The 13,955-nt window shown below is 41.8% G+C and carries 17 protein-coding genes, 1 tRNA gene, 1 rRNA gene and 1 pseudogene; 15 read left to right on the top strand and 5 right to left on the bottom strand.

Going from position 1 to position 13,955, the window contains the following annotated elements; genetic code table 11:
• Positions 1-38 precede the first annotated feature (38 nt).
• From NWF01_11570 to NWF01_11560, 3 genes are read right to left on the bottom strand one after another with little or no spacing between them, the layout of a single operon-like run.
• Positions 39-296, bottom strand: a complete 258-nt coding sequence (locus NWF01_11570) for a hypothetical protein (GenBank protein MCW4025650.1) — start codon at positions 294-296, stop codon at positions 39-41.
• Positions 293-1,090 carry a hypothetical protein gene (locus NWF01_11565; protein ID MCW4025649.1) on the bottom strand — a complete coding sequence of 266 codons (798 nt, stop codon included), beginning with the start codon at positions 1,088-1,090 and terminating at the stop codon, positions 293-295. The genes NWF01_11570 and NWF01_11565 overlap by 4 nt, the downstream gene beginning before the upstream one ends.
• Positions 1,091-1,129: 39 nt before the next feature.
• Positions 1,130-1,705 (bottom strand): DUF1616 domain-containing protein, encoded by a 576-nt coding sequence (locus NWF01_11560; GenBank protein ID MCW4025648.1) that lies wholly within the window; start codon positions 1,703-1,705, stop codon positions 1,130-1,132.
• A gap of 84 nt (positions 1,706-1,789) precedes the next feature.
• Here NWF01_11560 and NWF01_11555 point away from each other — a divergent pair, with 84 nt between their 5' ends.
• Genes NWF01_11555 through NWF01_11535 form a run of 5 tightly spaced genes read left to right on the top strand, consistent with a single transcriptional unit; the run spans position 1,790 to position 7,354 of the window.
• Positions 1,790-2,752: a DUF1616 domain-containing protein gene (locus NWF01_11555; protein ID MCW4025647.1), complete on the top strand. Its 963-nt coding sequence runs from the start codon at positions 1,790-1,792 to the stop codon at positions 2,750-2,752.
• 22 nt (positions 2,753-2,774) lie between these two features.
• Complete coding sequence (locus tag NWF01_11550) at positions 2,775-3,899, top strand: FtsX-like permease family protein (protein MCW4025646.1); 1,125 nt, start codon at positions 2,775-2,777, stop codon at positions 3,897-3,899.
• Positions 3,896-5,089 carry an ABC transporter permease gene (locus NWF01_11545; GenBank protein ID MCW4025645.1) on the top strand — a complete coding sequence of 398 codons (1,194 nt, stop codon included), beginning with the start codon at positions 3,896-3,898 and terminating at the stop codon, positions 5,087-5,089. The genes NWF01_11550 and NWF01_11545 overlap by 4 nt, the downstream gene beginning before the upstream one ends.
• The gene (locus NWF01_11540; GenBank protein ID MCW4025644.1) at positions 5,086-6,696 is read left to right on the top strand and encodes a hypothetical protein; all 1,611 of its coding nucleotides are present in this window, start codon (positions 5,086-5,088) and stop codon (positions 6,694-6,696) included. Before NWF01_11545 ends, NWF01_11540 begins: the two co-directional genes overlap by 4 nt.
• Positions 6,683-7,354 carry an ABC transporter ATP-binding protein gene (locus NWF01_11535; GenBank protein MCW4025643.1) on the top strand — a complete coding sequence of 224 codons (672 nt, stop codon included), beginning with the start codon at positions 6,683-6,685 and terminating at the stop codon, positions 7,352-7,354. Before NWF01_11540 ends, NWF01_11535 begins: the two co-directional genes overlap by 14 nt.
• Here the strand turns inward: NWF01_11535 and NWF01_11530 are convergent.
• Entirely contained in the window at positions 7,344-7,682 is a 339-nt protein-coding gene (locus NWF01_11530) for a response regulator (protein ID MCW4025642.1), read from the bottom strand. The genes NWF01_11535 and NWF01_11530 overlap by 11 nt on opposite strands.
• Positions 7,683-7,855: 173 nt before the next feature.
• Here NWF01_11530 and NWF01_11525 point away from each other — a divergent pair, with 173 nt between their 5' ends.
• The 8 genes and pseudogenes from NWF01_11525 to NWF01_11490 all read left to right on the top strand — a co-directional run bounded on the left by NWF01_11525 (position 7,856) and on the right by NWF01_11490 (position 12,242).
• Entirely contained in the window at positions 7,856-8,425 is a 570-nt protein-coding gene (locus tag NWF01_11525) for a hypothetical protein (protein ID MCW4025641.1), read from the top strand.
• A 46-nt stretch (positions 8,426-8,471) separates the two neighbouring features.
• On the top strand, positions 8,472-8,828 hold the full coding sequence (locus NWF01_11520; GenBank protein MCW4025640.1) for a hypothetical protein: 357 nt from the start codon (positions 8,472-8,474) through the stop codon (positions 8,826-8,828).
• A gap of 338 nt (positions 8,829-9,166) precedes the next feature.
• Positions 9,167-9,472 carry a translation initiation factor eIF-1A gene (gene eif1A, locus NWF01_11515; protein ID MCW4025639.1) on the top strand — a complete coding sequence of 102 codons (306 nt, stop codon included), beginning with the start codon at positions 9,167-9,169 and terminating at the stop codon, positions 9,470-9,472.
• A gap of 199 nt (positions 9,473-9,671) precedes the next feature.
• Positions 9,672-9,791, top strand: a pseudogene (locus NWF01_11510) (DNA-directed RNA polymerase).
• Positions 9,792-10,177: 386 nt separating this feature from the next.
• A complete protein-coding gene (locus NWF01_11505; GenBank protein ID MCW4025638.1) occupies positions 10,178-10,696 on the top strand; it encodes a hypothetical protein in 519 nt (172 codons plus the stop codon).
• Positions 10,697-10,701: 5 nt separating this feature from the next.
• A complete protein-coding gene (locus NWF01_11500; protein MCW4025637.1) occupies positions 10,702-10,965 on the top strand; it encodes a hypothetical protein in 264 nt (87 codons plus the stop codon).
• Positions 10,966-10,973: 8 nt separating this feature from the next.
• Complete coding sequence (locus NWF01_11495) at positions 10,974-11,729, top strand: DUF4332 domain-containing protein (GenBank protein MCW4025636.1); 756 nt, start codon at positions 10,974-10,976, stop codon at positions 11,727-11,729.
• Entirely contained in the window at positions 11,730-12,242 is a 513-nt protein-coding gene (locus NWF01_11490) for a hypothetical protein (protein ID MCW4025635.1), read from the top strand. It abuts the gene before it with no gap.
• A gap of 6 nt (positions 12,243-12,248) precedes the next feature.
• Here the strand turns inward: NWF01_11490 and NWF01_11485 are convergent, their stop codons facing one another.
• A complete protein-coding gene (locus tag NWF01_11485) occupies positions 12,249-13,238 on the bottom strand; it encodes a hypothetical protein (GenBank protein MCW4025634.1) in 990 nt (329 codons plus the stop codon).
• A 183-nt stretch (positions 13,239-13,421) separates the two neighbouring features.
• Between NWF01_11485 and NWF01_11480 the strand changes: the two genes are divergently transcribed.
• Both NWF01_11480 and rrf read left to right on the top strand, forming a co-directional pair.
• A tRNA-Trp gene (locus tag NWF01_11480) sits at positions 13,422-13,565 on the top strand.
• A gap of 257 nt (positions 13,566-13,822) precedes the next feature.
• A 5S ribosomal RNA gene (gene rrf, locus NWF01_11475) occupies positions 13,823-13,942 on the top strand.
• Positions 13,943-13,955 lie beyond the last annotated feature (13 nt).

Below are 13,955 nucleotides of genomic sequence, written 5' to 3'. Positions count from 1 at the left end.
CTAATAAAATAATTAAAAAGAATGGCTGCTTTTTCATTTTAGCCTCCGCCCAATATTTCAAGCACTTTAAATGCCACGATAAGAAGGAAAATTGAAAAAAGTGCATAACCTGTTATGTTAATGATTTTTTGATTTCGGGGGTTAAACTGGCCATGTAGTAAGGTTATGATGAAGTATTCAACAATGTAAACTGATATGTATAAGTCCAAAGTGTTACCGCTAAAAAAAGAAATAAAAAACGTGGTGAATGTGTAAGTGAGAGTTAACGAGAAAAGGTATCGGTCGGTTGTTTTCACACACTCCGTTCCCCCAATCTTTCTATTTCAACAAGAACTTTGCCTTTGCTGGCTTGTTCGTTTTTTATTTGAACCTGTTTTTCTAAAACTTGTGCGGTTACGGAAGCAATTATGGAAGCTACAGGTGTGCCTATTATCTGGTAAATCCACATGTTGCTGTTCTCAAGTCGCGGATTCGTGACTTCCACTAACACCTTCTCAGCATCCATCATTACCCTGACGTTATCTGCTAAATTTACTGTGTTCAAAAGAACCTGTGAAATTGCGGATTCTAGGTCTTGAGCGGAGCTATCTGGTTTATGCTCAATAATGTTGCTTACTGTGGAGCCAGGTGTTATGATTAGTAGGCCAACATCTTGGGGGTTTTTGCCGTATTTGACAATTAACCTTTTCGGTAACTGTTTGTTGCCCAAAATTGCTTGTGTATCCAGCGGGATGAGTGCTTTGGGTTTATCGCCTGTTATAGTTGAGGGCAGATAGATTGCCTTGGATTTGAGTCCTATTTCTTCTACTATTGATGAAATATTTTCTACGCTTGCTTGGAGTAAGACGGCGCTGGCTTCGGGGGGAATTTTGGGTTGACCTTTGGCTATGGCAAATGCGGCGGCGCTGATTATAACTGTGGATATTCCTAGTGCAGTTAATGGTGTGGAGTATAGTATTGTGTATGAGAAAAACGAGAGCAATACTCCTATTAATGATAGGCTTGCCGCAAGTATTTTGTAATCATTCGTGAATAATATTGTGTTCACTTCTGCGATTTTGTTTTTTGCTGGGGGTTTCACGGATTTCATATTTAACGTTTACCAACTAACTCGAATAGTGACCTGCAATTACCTGAGGCTAAGCTGGAAATACCTAAACCGTCTCACAACACATACAACAGCCATAACTTCCACAAACAACGCCAACGAAACCATGATAGGTTCAAGCCTGATTCCCCACGGCGTATAATTGAGCACAAGCCCTACAAGAGGAACAATAGCAAGGCTAAGCCCAATGGATAACGCTACTTTTTCAAGGCTATCAACCTCTCCGCCTCGAGGGTAGAGTGCTGAAAGAAGCAGAAAACCTGGAAGGAACAAAACAAAAATGCCGCCTAAGGCGTACCTGACGTAGAGGAGTGCGGAAGCGTTAGCTGTGAAAACAACCAGCATTGTTATGGCTACTACGCTTGTGATTGCCCAGAGCCAGAGGTTTTCTAAATTAAACATGTAGCTTGCCAAGTTTGTTGGGGGGTTGTTTTCTGTTAGGTTTAGGGTTCCTTTTTTCCATTCAATGTAGACTGCTTTGGTTGCGTCTTTGGGTTGGATGCCTTTTTTTACTAGGCTGTTGACGAGTTCAGAGAGCGTGGGTTGGCTAAGAGTTTTAGATGTTTCCAGTACTATGTCTTGGAGGTTTATGTTCAACCTTTAACACTCCGTTTTATTCGGTTTCTGTGGAATTTTTTATATACATCTAATGCATGGTTTAGTTTCATGCATGGCAGACATATGGTTACTAAAACAGCACTGCTTGTCGCTTATTTAATAGTTTTGGTACTCACCCCTTCCTTCGTCTGGGCACAATCAAACCTCGAAGTTACACAAAACTCAATAACTGACGCTTACAACGCAATTGTCAAAGCAACCGCTACAGGGGCCGACACAAGCCATCTGATAAGCCAGTTAAATCAAGCCATAAACCTAACTGAACAATCTAAAAAAATAGCCTCCAGTGATCCTCAACAAGCAGCAATCTACCTCAATCAAGCCCATTTATTAACCCAAAATGTAACACAACAAGCAAACGCCGCAGACCAGTCAACACTTTCCATACTGCCTATCCTCCCAGTTGTTGCCGCTATTTTGGTTATAGCTGTGGGTGTTATTGTTTATTTTTTTGGTCCAAAATTTTTTTGGGCATCATGGTTACACCTCAGAAGGAATTATCGTGTGAACTTTAAAAAAATAAATGGTGCCTCCAAAGCAGATTTAATAGTGACTTTTGAACAAGTATGTGCTGTATTTTTAGTTTTAACAATACTTATTGCGGCCGTATCTGTTTCTGGACTGTTTACTAATGAGCAGGGCGAGCCTTTTTCTGAATTGGGTATTTTGGGTTCTAACCTACAGCTTGAGGATTATCCTTCTGAAATTATTGTAGGTCAAACGGTTCATTTTTACGGTTACGTGGGGAACCGCATGGGGCAGCCACAGTATTACACGGTTATGGTCAAACTTGGAAACAATGACACGCAAGTGAACCCTGCCGCAGTTACGTCAATTCAGCAGTACAGTCAAGTGTTGGCACATAATCAAAGTTGGATCTTTCCAATTGATATTTCCTTAACCACGGTGGGGGATAGTCAGCGAATTATCTTTGAACTCTGGCTCTACAACGCAACCACTCAGCAAACTCAGTATCATCAACGATGGGGACAACTTTGGCTTAACATAGTTGCTCCTGCCAGCTAATTAGTAAAATGAGGTCTCAGAAATGCAGTCTTTAACCTTCAAACTGCTATTTCAAAGAAAAGGCACAATATCCGCCATTATAGCGGTGGCTTTGCTTGTTGCTTTAGTAGCCTCTGTAAATGGTATAGTAAACAACATTAATGCACAAACATCAGCTATCGCAAAATTAGCCACCGCCGGCGAAGCCTACCTTATAACCAGCAAAAATTCAACCTGCCTAACTGACAGCCAAATAAACCCCCTATTAATTAATCAATTCAAAAACAACTCCCAAATCCAATACGCCACCTGCCACCAATTGTCACAAGCAAACCTGTCAGCAAACAGTGGGCAATACTCGGTTACTATTAGGGGTGTTGATGATGTGGCGGCATTTTTTGGTGATCGTCATGCGTGGGTTAGCGGTTCAGTTTGTAAAGAGAACCAAGTCAACTTGGGAACAATCCTCTCAAAACTCACATCAATCAATAGAGGTGATTTGTTGAATTTTTCAGTAAACAATCAGCCACTTCAACTTAAAGTTTCAGGAATTGTGCAATCTCAAGAGCAAAGTGACAGTGAAATCATCCTGCCCCTATCAACCCTGCAAAACATCACCCAAACAACCCACGCTTCATTCATCGAGTTTTCTGTCAAAGACACAAGCCAAGCCAACAAAACCATAAGCAGTCTCACCCAAATTTTGCCTTCCAATGTTCATATAATCAGTTTGCAGCAAGTGGGTACTTTTGTTGAGGACGTTAATAATCAAACTGTTGCTTTCATAGATTTGTGGTCACTTGCTATTTATGCTGTTGTGGTTGCGGCATCTTATGTTATTTCAACTCGTATAGTGAATGAAGCGCAATATGAGCTTTCAATGCTTAGGATGCTTGGGGCAAAAAAGAAATTTGTTTTCAACTCTGTTCTATTTTACACGTTATCTGTTGCAGTTGTCGGCTCGGTTGTTGGGGTGTCTTTAGGTGTTGTGGGCACTCAGGTGGGGTCATCACTTTTACGGTGGATTGGTAGTGGTTCTTTGCTTGCACCCTTTCTTGAAGTGAATCAAGCATTGATGATTTTGTTGCTTGCGTTTTTGGCATCGTTTATCGGTTGTGTTTATCCTGCCTTGAAAGGTGCACAAACTTTGCAGGAGCTTCAGCAATGAGCATGATTAATTTTAGGTATTTGAGCAGAAAACGCGTGTTTGCTTTAATCGTTATTTTGACGTTGGCTTCGGTGCTTTTTTCAGTGACTGCTTATAGTTTTTTAGGGTTCTACAACGGTTTTACAAATTATGTAGGCGAAGAAGATGATGTTGTCGCTGTCTACAGCAAAGTAGGTAGCACACCGTTTACTGGCATAATGCCCCTCTCTTTGGCAGACAACATAAGCGCAGTTAACGGCGTGGTGACTGTTAGCCCGGAAGTCATAGCGCCTTGCACAATAACTGAACAATCAGTGTTTGTACGTGGCATAATACCTGAACAACTCAAAAACCTAAACCAACTAACAATCCTAACTGGGCAAAACCTATCCTTAACTGATACAAACTCTGCCCTTGTAGGCAAAAATTTGGCTGACCGTCTGCGTCTGCAGGTTGGAGACCGGCTTTTGGTTTTTGGTGTGTTATCAAAGCATTATCTTGAACTGCAGGTTTTAGGGGTTTTTCAGTCTGATTCAGCTCTAAATGATGAGGTACTGGTTCCAATTTATGCGGGACAATGGTTACGCGGCTTAAGCTATAACTATGCTACCCTAATACGGGCAAAACTAGACCTCAACCAAATCACCACCACCCAACTGTACCAGGAACTAACCAGCCAAAACAAACCCCAAACAACCCCCTCGCCCTCAGCTTCCCCCAGTTCAACCCAACAGTCCCTCCAAGCTATCCTGCCGCTCCTTCGAGCAAACGTGGATGTGGGTGTAATCGGTGTTGAGCAGTCGCAGACGTTTATGCAAAATTATCTTGACCGTTACGGCATCAGTAAGGATGCATTGATTGTTTTATCTATGTCAGTGTTTGTTTTTGCCAGCGGGGTCTCCACCTGTGCAATTACCCTTTTTGTTAGGCAGCACACGGCAAACATTGCGGTTCTTCGTTCCATTGGGGCAACAGAAAGAAAGATGCGTGTGGACCTAACTTTGAAAATGATTTTTTGGGCTCTGCTGGCAACACTGCTGGGTACTGCTGTCAGCGTGGTGGTAATCATGCTTTTCCAGAGCACAGGATACTTGCAGGTACTTTCTCACATCATTACTTTCCAGTTCAACCCTGTAATAGTGGTGGCTAACTTCATGCTTCTCTTTCTTATAATTGGTATAAACATGGCACGTATGGAGCTTAAACAATGAAAACAAACACTGCCATAACCATCGTGCTGATATTGTTTGTTACTTTTGCAGTACGCCTCTACCCCACCATAATCAGCGAAATGCCCTTCTCAACTGATGCTTGGCCACTTATACGAAACACAGAGTTGCTACTGCAAAACACACCAGTTTCGCTTAGCAGCGGACTCTTTGACGGTTACAATAATTTTTGGCCCGCAAACCAATTGTTTGGTGTGGTGTTTTCTCAAATTTTGGGGTTATCTCCTATTACTGCTATGGCATTGGGAATGCCCATAGTGGCTGCTTTGGCGGTTCCCATTTTTTATTTTTTGGTGAAGCGGCTAACTGGAAACGGTGACCTCGCATTAATGGCTACTGCAATTTTTTCTACAGCTTTTCCTTACGCACTTTTTATGGCGGGAGTAACAAAGGAAACCTTTGCAAGCCCAATTTACCTATCAGTTATGCTGTTATTTTTGCTAAAGCAGAACTGGAAAACTACCCTTCTCTTCACCGTAGCCTCCGTTGCGCTTGTTTTGTCCCATCACCTAACCGCTTTTCTAACAATAGGCATACTACTGGGGTTGACGGTTGCATCGCTGGTCACCAAAAAGAACCCGCAGTTAGATAATTCGTTCAAATCCAACATGTTTTTGCTTGTGCTTTTTTCAGGGGTAACTTGTGCCTATTTTGTGCTGTACGCGTTGCCTGCTTTCCAGTTTGCTCTCTCAGGGAGCGATTTACTGTCTGTTGGAGCCTATCAAATTGTGGGACTTTTAGTTGTGTTGTACTTTGCCTTAAAACCCAAACGGCAATCAAAAAAATCAGGTATTCTTGGGCAAGTTGTAGGCTTGGGTTTTGTGTGTTTAATGTTGGTTTTGATAACTGCAACTTCAATCTTGCCTAATGCACCCATTATTCCCTCATCATATCTGGTGTTTGCTCTCCCCTTTATTTTGGCAACTCCTCTTATGGTGTTTGCAGTCACGGGCTCTGACAAGAAACAGGGCTCTTTGCTTTTTCCAATCGTTTGGTTTGTTGTGTTGCTTGTGTTTGGTGGTTATGCTTTGTTTAGTAACTCTATTAGTGGGGTCAGTTACGTTTACCGTACGCTCAACTTTCTGCTTGCTCCATTAGCAATTCTTGCCGCGTTTGGTTTATACAAGTTTTACAAAATCCCTAAACTAAGCGCACGGGTTTGGGCAAAAGCGGGGGTTTTGGTGCTGGTTTTTTCCATGATTGCTTTGAGTGTTTATGGTGTGTATGCGGCGGTTTCGCTTCAAGAATCCTATCTTGGGTACTTTTGGCGGTATGAACCTTCCGAGTTTAAGGCATCTGAGTGGGTGACTCAAAATGGCGGTAATCAAACTGTGGCTAGCGATGTTAAGGTGCAATATCTGATTGATGGTTACTTTAATGGGCGTGTTGATGTGATGGCTGGTTATAGCTACTTGGGTGGGGACGGTGAACCACCATCTGTACTCTACGTTTATGATCAGATGAACCAGAACGGGTACGTTCTCTACCAGAGTTCACCTGTGACTTTACCCTCTAATTGGACAGATAAACTGTCAGGTTACAATTGTGTTTATGTTAACAGTGAGGTAAGCATCTATGTCAAACGATAAAGTCATAGAAATAATTGATGTGCACAAAAGCTACGGCACAACACCAATACTAAAAGGCGTCAACCTATCCATCAAACAGGGCGACTACATCTCAATACGAGGCAAATCAGGCGCAGGCAAAACCAATCTCTTCAAAATCATGGGTTTACTCCAAAAACCCGACTACGGCGCTGTAAATCTGTTCGGTAAAGACACTGCACCCTTAAGTGATGACCAGAAAACCCAGCTTCGACTCAGCCAAATCGGTCTAATTTTCCAGTTCTTCAACTTGCTACCCACACTCACTGTGCAGGAAAATATTGAGTTGCCCATGGCATTGGCAGGAACAAAAAAACCCGCTCGCATAGACAGGGCAATGGAGCTTTTGGAATATTTTGATTTGGCGCGTCTTGCTGAGCGGTATCCTGAAAATTTGAGTGGGGGAGAACGTCAAAGAGTCGCTATCATCCGTGCTTTAGTTAATAACCCTAAATTCCTCTTGGCTGATGAACCAACCTCCAGCCTTGATGATGAGAATGCAGAGTTGCTAAACGAGCTTTTGGGTAAAATATGCAAGGAAAAAGGGGTTGCGGTTGTGGTGACTTCAACAGACCTCTACGATAAGCTGCCTACCGTTTGCGATTTTATGCTCAAAGATGGCGTGCTTTCTAAAATGTAGCTTCTGCATCTTTCAGTTTACTATCAATTATGCTTAGCAACTTTGTTGCTTGGACTGGTTTTGAAAGCAAAACATCTGCTCCCTGTATATCCTGCAGGCTTTTTCCTGAGAGCATTATTTTGATGGCGTGGGGATTTGTTTTTCGGATGTAGGGGAAAAGCTGGGTGCCTTCCATGTCGGGTAGGCATAAGTCAATTAGGGCGACGTCAAAATGTGTGTGGTTTATTTTTTCGATGGCTTGTTTGCCGTTTTCTGCTAATGCAACGTTGAAGCCTCTGCTTTGAAACAGTCTCCTAAAAGTTCCAAGAATACCCAAATCATCGTCTATAATCAGAATTGTTGGTTTGCCATAATTAAACAGGGCACGACCCTCAATTAACTCTCCGCTTAACCGTTAAAAAACACTAGTTGGCAACCCCTGCTAGCAACAAATCACTGACATGATGTTTTTCTTAAATAAGCTGTGATTAAATAAATACACCCGCCGCACAGTAACAATTCATGATAGAATACCTCGTGTTTGCCGCAGCCTTTGCCTCTCTGATAGCTGCTTTGGCGTATATTCGTTCAATGTTTACAAGCGGCACCAAACCTAACAGGGTTACCTGGTTAATGTGGAGTATTGTGCCCCTGATTGGCACGGCGGCGGAGGTTTACAGCGGTGTGGGTTGGGCAGTTTTGCCCGTGTTTATGGCAGGGTTTTGTCCTTTGCTGGTTTTTTGTGCTTCATTTTTTGTTAAAAAATCGTACTGGAAGCTATCAAAAATAGATTACTTATGTGGGGTGCTGTCTGGTTTGGCGCTTGTAGTATGGTACATTACCATGAATGCAAACTCGGGCATAATTCTGGCTATTGCCAGTGACGCGTTTGCTGCCCTGCCCACTTTGCGGAAGGCATGGAGCAATCCTGAAACCGAGTCTGTGTGGCCTTATCTTGTTGGTGTTTTCAGTCCGCTGACCAGTTTTGCTGCAGTGCCTAATTGGGCTTTTAGTGGAATAGCCTTTCCAGCGTATTTGGTGATGATTAATTGTTTGTTGGTGTTAGCGGTTTACAATAGGAAACTGCATTAAAGCATACTGATATTAGTTGCCTTCTCCATTTTTTAGTGTTGGTTGTATGGATTGCAGATTACAAGTTTTTAAGTATGAATCCACTGGGGGGACAGGTTCTGTTTACCGTTTCGCAGTTGTGAACCGCAATAAATCCACTTATCCTGCAAATTTTGTTTGCATGCTGCCCGTTAAGCTATCTCAAGGAAAAAATAATGGCGGACCTGTATTTAACACACTTTTTGGCGATAAAAGTTTAGGTTTTGCTATGGACCTGATAAATGATGCCCTAAAACGTGAAAGCGATGTTGCAGTTAAAACCGAATTAAAGAGGCGTCTTAAACTTATTGACCCCAAACAAATTAATTTGGTCAAACGTAGTCGATGCAAAAAAACTTTTCAACCACGCAAAATAAAAGCATAAGCAAAACTTATGAGGGACTGCATCAAAGCGAATTTTGGTAAAAATCGTTGATAAGTTAGTTTGTTTTCCAAATGTTAAATGAGCATGATTTCAGCAGTAAGCTGAGGTAAGTGCGATTTACTCACTAATGTCTTCCAAAAAATAAATCAAGTTTTTATTACTCAAAATTTTTCTGGTTTTTATTTGGGTGAAAAATCTGTTTTATTGCATACCTTTAATATGTTGTTGACCCTTTTAATTAAGGGTTGGAATTTATTTAGAGGAAAAGCAAGAAAGCTATCTTTTTCTTTAGACTTGTTCTGATTTAAAAAGTTGAAAATCCCTATTTGGGTGTATTTATGGGTAGAAAAAAAATTACGCATGAGAGTGACCTCAATAAAATGGTTTTACCTTCCTCCAATGATGTTTTAGGCTTAGCCGTTAAAATGCTTGGTGCAGAAAGAATACTAGTAAAATGTCAGGATGGGAAAGAACGGATGTGCCGTGTTCGAGGGAAACTAAAAAAGCGCGTTTGGATACGTGAAGGAGATATTGTACTAGTTTCTCCATGGGATTTCCAAAGTGATACAAGAGGCGACATTTTCTGGCGATACCGACAAAACCAATCTGACTGGCTAAGGAAACACAATTACCTGACCATGTAGCGAAGACCTGAAAAGCATAATTCTGAAATGCACAGAGTGCGGAAACACTTTAACTGTAACTAGGCAATTTTTGCATTACACTCCAAATGGCAAATTTGCCCTCTTAAACGCAAACCTTTAAGTTACTTTACAGTTTAATTCCCCAACGTTAGTTTACCGCTATTTTTTATAGCTTTTAAAAATTAACAGGATATAACAAATGTCTGAACGAGTATCAACTGAAATAAAATGCAGTGACTGCGGTAAAATTACCACTGTTCCTTTTAAACCCGCTGAAGGTAAACCTGTCTATTGTAATGAGTGTTTAGGTAAACACCGTACCGCCAGAACTGGATTCGCAAAACAAGTGCAAACCCGACCCCGTGATGTAGAGAGTGAAAAAAACGTTTGGTCTAGGCGAAGAGAAAACTGGCGATAAGTACCTTTTTCTTTTAATTTAGTGAGTGTTGTATTTACTCGGTTGCCTCAAATATTTTTTGTTCTACGTGTTTTTGTTCAATGTTTCAATTATTGATTAGAGTTGGCTTTTTGATTGGTTTTGTGCGGTAGGTTTGTGTAATGGTTTGTTTTTAGGTTCAATTTTGTTGTTTGTGTGTGGTTTGGGGTGCTGTATCTGCCTGTTTGTTCTACGAGTGTTCTTTTGGCGACAATTTTCTCAACTCTTAAATAGTAAGACTGTTGACTTATGAAAATTGAGGAAACATCATGTCAGCCCTTTCTATTGGAACTGAACTGGCAAGCGTGCCATTTGACCAGATGATACGAAACTTGCTATTAGCAATGGTCGAAGCACAAAACGACGCAAACACATCATTCATAAACGGCGTACAAGACCTAGTTGAAACCCCCATCAACCTCAGCTACACAAAAGCAGGCGATTCATCCAGCACAAAAACAACCATCAGCGGCAACGCATTAGCCTTCGGAATTCTCCCCACACTGCTACAAATCCAAAGCGGCACCATCCAAATCAAGATGGTCATAACAATGCAGAAAACAAGAGAAGCAGAAGTCAAGATGCATGCTAAAGGCGGTTGGGCCTTCTTCTCAGCATCCGTGGACGCAAAATACTCAAGCAAATACTCATACTCTGTTGAAGCTTCCAGCTTTCTTGAAATAAAAGTTGCGCCAGCCCCCCCACCAGCCCCGTTGATGAAAGCTATCGAAAAAATCACCGAAGACACAACACCCCAACCTGAAGCTACACCAGCAACACCAGCGTAATCAACATGACCACCTTTCTTTCTTTTTTTTCATTAATCTCTGGAGTAATAAGCGAAGCAAACGTTGGTTTAAATCAGGCATTGGACGCCAGCAAAGACCAGCCTTCCCAATTTGTTATCCCCCAAATTGAAATGGATATAAAATGCTTTGTCATCAAAGATAGTGAATTAAAAATTGTTTCCTCAGACGCCCAAACACTCAACTATTTTGGCAAAAAAGGGGAAAGCACAATCAAACTAACATTCAAACTTAAACCAAAACAAAATTAGGTGAAGTTATGTCAGGTAATGAAAATATTAAAAAAATTGTCAATCCAAGCGTAACCGCCGAAAAAATAGTAGACCCCAAAGTGTTTACTTCAAAAGTAGACTCCGCAACCTTGATAACCTCTCTTCAAAAAGACCTGCTACGTGTCCATGATTATGCAATGGCTCAGGAGCGCTCTACAACTTTTGTGCTTGCCGACTTTACAATACAACTAAAAGCTGTTGTAACCCAAGAAGGCGAAAAAACCCTGCTTGCTCTGCCAACAAAACAGGGTGAACTTGACCCAAACCTTATGAGCACAGTGAACTTGACTTTGCGACCTATTCCGTTAGAAGTAAAACCATCCAGCAATAGAAAACCCGTTGAAATAATCGAAGGCATAGGCACAGTTATCGGGGAAAGACTACGCGCCATAGGTATTGAGACGATAAGTGATCTAGCTCTTGCTTCTGCAGAACAATTAGCTAAGGCAAATGTGACTCAAACAAAAGCCGCTGAATTCATAAGCATGGCAAAACTGATGGTTAAAAGCGACATTGCAGGTGTCGAAGGCGTTGATGAACAGGTTGCAGAATTACTTGTTGCAAGCAAGATAGACTCCAAAGAAAAACTTGCCCAGTATTCTCCTGAGGAACTTACAAAAATAATGGATAACGCAATAAAATCGGGCAAAGTCAAGGTTCCCAAAAACTATCAGCTGTCAATTGAGAATACTAAACGTTGGATCGATTCAGCTAAAATAATCACAGAAAGAACACGCGCTTAGGTGACAACCCTGTCAACTGCTTTAGAAAACGTTACTCTTGGAGACATGGTTCGTGATTTGCTTTTGGCAATGGTGTACTCCCAAAACGAAGCAAACAAGACCTTCATTGCAGGCATTGAAGAACTAGCCGACACAGATGTAACTATTGGTTACACAAAAAACAACGGTGGCAAAGCTGAAAAACGTGAAATCAAAGGTAACGCCTTAGCCTTTGGTGTACTACCAACACTGCTAAGCATCCAAAGCAGCACAATTGAACTCAAAACCGCCCTAACCGCCACAAACAACCCAACCGCTTCAGATACCAAAGGAAAAACCATCCGTGACCGCTCACCCTACCTCTTCAAAACCAACGCCATCGACGCAAAATACCAAAACATGTACTCCTACAAAACTGAAACCTCAAGCACAATCCGAATAACAGTAGTTCCTACCCCACCCTCTCAAGAATTGCTAAACACCATAAAAGCACTAACAAAAGACTCATCAATCTCAGACAATCCCAAAAAATAATTTTTTTTAGCTGATCCAGAAAAAGTTGGCCAGTTCTTTATTTATGAATTTAGCTGGTTCAAGTATAAGCCGCATACCTACCGCTCGTAGGTGAGGTGGCATTGAATCAATTTTTGACATGCCCGCGCCGGGAATGGTAAAGGTAACTTCCAAGTTTCCGTCTTGTTTTTTGATTTGTTGGTCTTGGGCTTTTTTGAATGCTTCAAGGTTTGCTTGTAGTGGCTGGTTTTCCCGTAGAAGATTAACGTAGGCTACTCTGGCGGGGTCAAAATAGAATTCAGAGACCTCAGCGAAAAATTCTATAAGCCAATTATAGTCCTCTGCCGTTGGTTTAATGGCGGCTATGAGCATTTGGAAGACTTCTTGGAAACCTTTTGTCGTAAACTCTTTGAACACGCTCAAGTAGGTTGGTGGAACTGGGCTGTTAAGTTGTAGTTTTCGGCGGTGGAAAAGTAATATGGACTCTGCTGTGGTATCTGTTGGAGTATTTTCTATGATGTTTCCTTGGGCTGCATAACCGCACAATGTCTGATGTATGCTGTCAGCTTTATTTTCGCAGAATCCTGCCACTAAAAGCGCGTATGCTAAGGGGTCGTTTTTTCTTTGAGGTGCCCTTAAGGCTGATTTGATTTTTGTCCAATCTTGAAACTCTCCAAAGGCAACTAAAGCAACAAACCCAGAGGTTGTAAGCGTGTATGTGCATGTTTTTTCGTCTGTTTCTGCTTTAATGAGTGACAGGGCTGATAGTTCTGTCAGGGTTCTGCTTGTTCTTGGACGCGAGGGTTTTAGCTCTGTGCGTAAATCTGCTGAAGTTGCTTTCCCTTTTTTGCCTATTGTTTTCAAAAATGCCAAACGCCAAAGAACTTTGACTTTTTCGTTGTGGCTTTTTGGGGTGTTTGAGTTGAGGCTTGGAAATAGGTTTAGGATTTTGGGGTCTGCTTTGCTTGTTAGTTCTTCTAATTTGTTTAGTGTTTGGGTGTGTTGTTGGTTTGTCATCTTGAATCGCGCCGTATATGTATATCGTAAGACGCTATAAAGCTGCTGTGCTGCTGGTTCGGTGTTTCTTACATGGGGTTGTGTCTGCCTGCATCTTTTTACCCTGCGTGTGGCATGGTGCGTGCTTTGTTGTGGTCTCCATAGTCTTTTAATATTGGTTTGTTTATTTTTGGGGTTTAGGGTGGGGTCGTAGTCCAGCACGGTTAAGACGACGGGCTCCAGAAATAGCTTCGGGTAATATGACTCCCAATTTGGGGGAATGATATAATTCTGGAGCTGGGTGAAGATACCCGTAGGTCATCGGTTCAAATCCGGTCGGCCCCACCATTTACCCGCCACATTTGCTTTCATATTTCCGTCTATTTGGTTCCTATTAGAAATTCATTGCAGAAACTATAGAGGGGTAGGTCCCTAAACAAAATTTTAGTCCAAAAACAAACGCTTAATTATTGCTCAGGTTTGAAAATTCAGCAAGCCTTCCATCGTTGCCATTTTTGTATCTTTGCGGAAGTGGGGTTTTTCCACGTAAAATGGCTTCTGAAAAACTAAAGGTTAATAAAGGAAAGCCTATCATTAGGATTTTGTTTGCCGGCCAGAGGGCGCGGGTTCCACCTGATCCCATACCGAACTCAGAAGTTAAACCGTGTTCCGTTCCCAACGGTAGTGTGGTCTTAGGCCACGTGAACTTGGGAAAGCTGGCAACATTTTAACAATAAT

It is taken from the genome of Candidatus Bathyarchaeota archaeon (genome assembly GCA_026014585.1).
GTDB lineage: Archaea > Thermoproteota > Bathyarchaeia > Bathyarchaeales > Bathycorpusculaceae > Bathycorpusculum.
Note: the sequence above shows the minus strand (reverse complement) of the source record. Positions and strands in the feature narration are given on the sequence as shown.

Excerpts from the sequence above, each read along its gene's own strand:
- NWF01_11565 (MCW4025649.1), bottom strand. The coding sequence starts at position 1,090 with ATGAAATCCGTGAAACCCCCAGCAAAAAACAAAATCGCAGAAGTGAAC.
- NWF01_11555 (MCW4025647.1), top strand. The coding sequence starts at position 1,790 with ATGGTTACTAAAACAGCACTGCTTGTCGCTTATTTAATAGTTTTGGTA.
- NWF01_11550 (MCW4025646.1), top strand. The coding sequence starts at position 2,775 with ATGCAGTCTTTAACCTTCAAACTGCTATTTCAAAGAAAAGGCACAATA.
- NWF01_11545 (MCW4025645.1), top strand. The coding sequence starts at position 3,896 with ATGAGCATGATTAATTTTAGGTATTTGAGCAGAAAACGCGTGTTTGCT.
- NWF01_11540 (MCW4025644.1), top strand. The coding sequence starts at position 5,086 with ATGAAAACAAACACTGCCATAACCATCGTGCTGATATTGTTTGTTACT.
- NWF01_11535 (MCW4025643.1), top strand. The coding sequence starts at position 6,683 with ATGTCAAACGATAAAGTCATAGAAATAATTGATGTGCACAAAAGCTAC.
- NWF01_11525 (MCW4025641.1), top strand. The coding sequence starts at position 7,856 with ATGATAGAATACCTCGTGTTTGCCGCAGCCTTTGCCTCTCTGATAGCT.
- NWF01_11520 (MCW4025640.1), top strand. The coding sequence starts at position 8,472 with ATGGATTGCAGATTACAAGTTTTTAAGTATGAATCCACTGGGGGGACA.
- eif1A (MCW4025639.1), top strand. The coding sequence starts at position 9,167 with ATGGGTAGAAAAAAAATTACGCATGAGAGTGACCTCAATAAAATGGTT.
- NWF01_11505 (MCW4025638.1), top strand. The coding sequence starts at position 10,178 with ATGTCAGCCCTTTCTATTGGAACTGAACTGGCAAGCGTGCCATTTGAC.
- NWF01_11500 (MCW4025637.1), top strand. The coding sequence starts at position 10,702 with ATGACCACCTTTCTTTCTTTTTTTTCATTAATCTCTGGAGTAATAAGC.
- NWF01_11495 (MCW4025636.1), top strand. The coding sequence starts at position 10,974 with ATGTCAGGTAATGAAAATATTAAAAAAATTGTCAATCCAAGCGTAACC.
- NWF01_11485 (MCW4025634.1), bottom strand. The coding sequence starts at position 13,238 with ATGACAAACCAACAACACACCCAAACACTAAACAAATTAGAAGAACTA.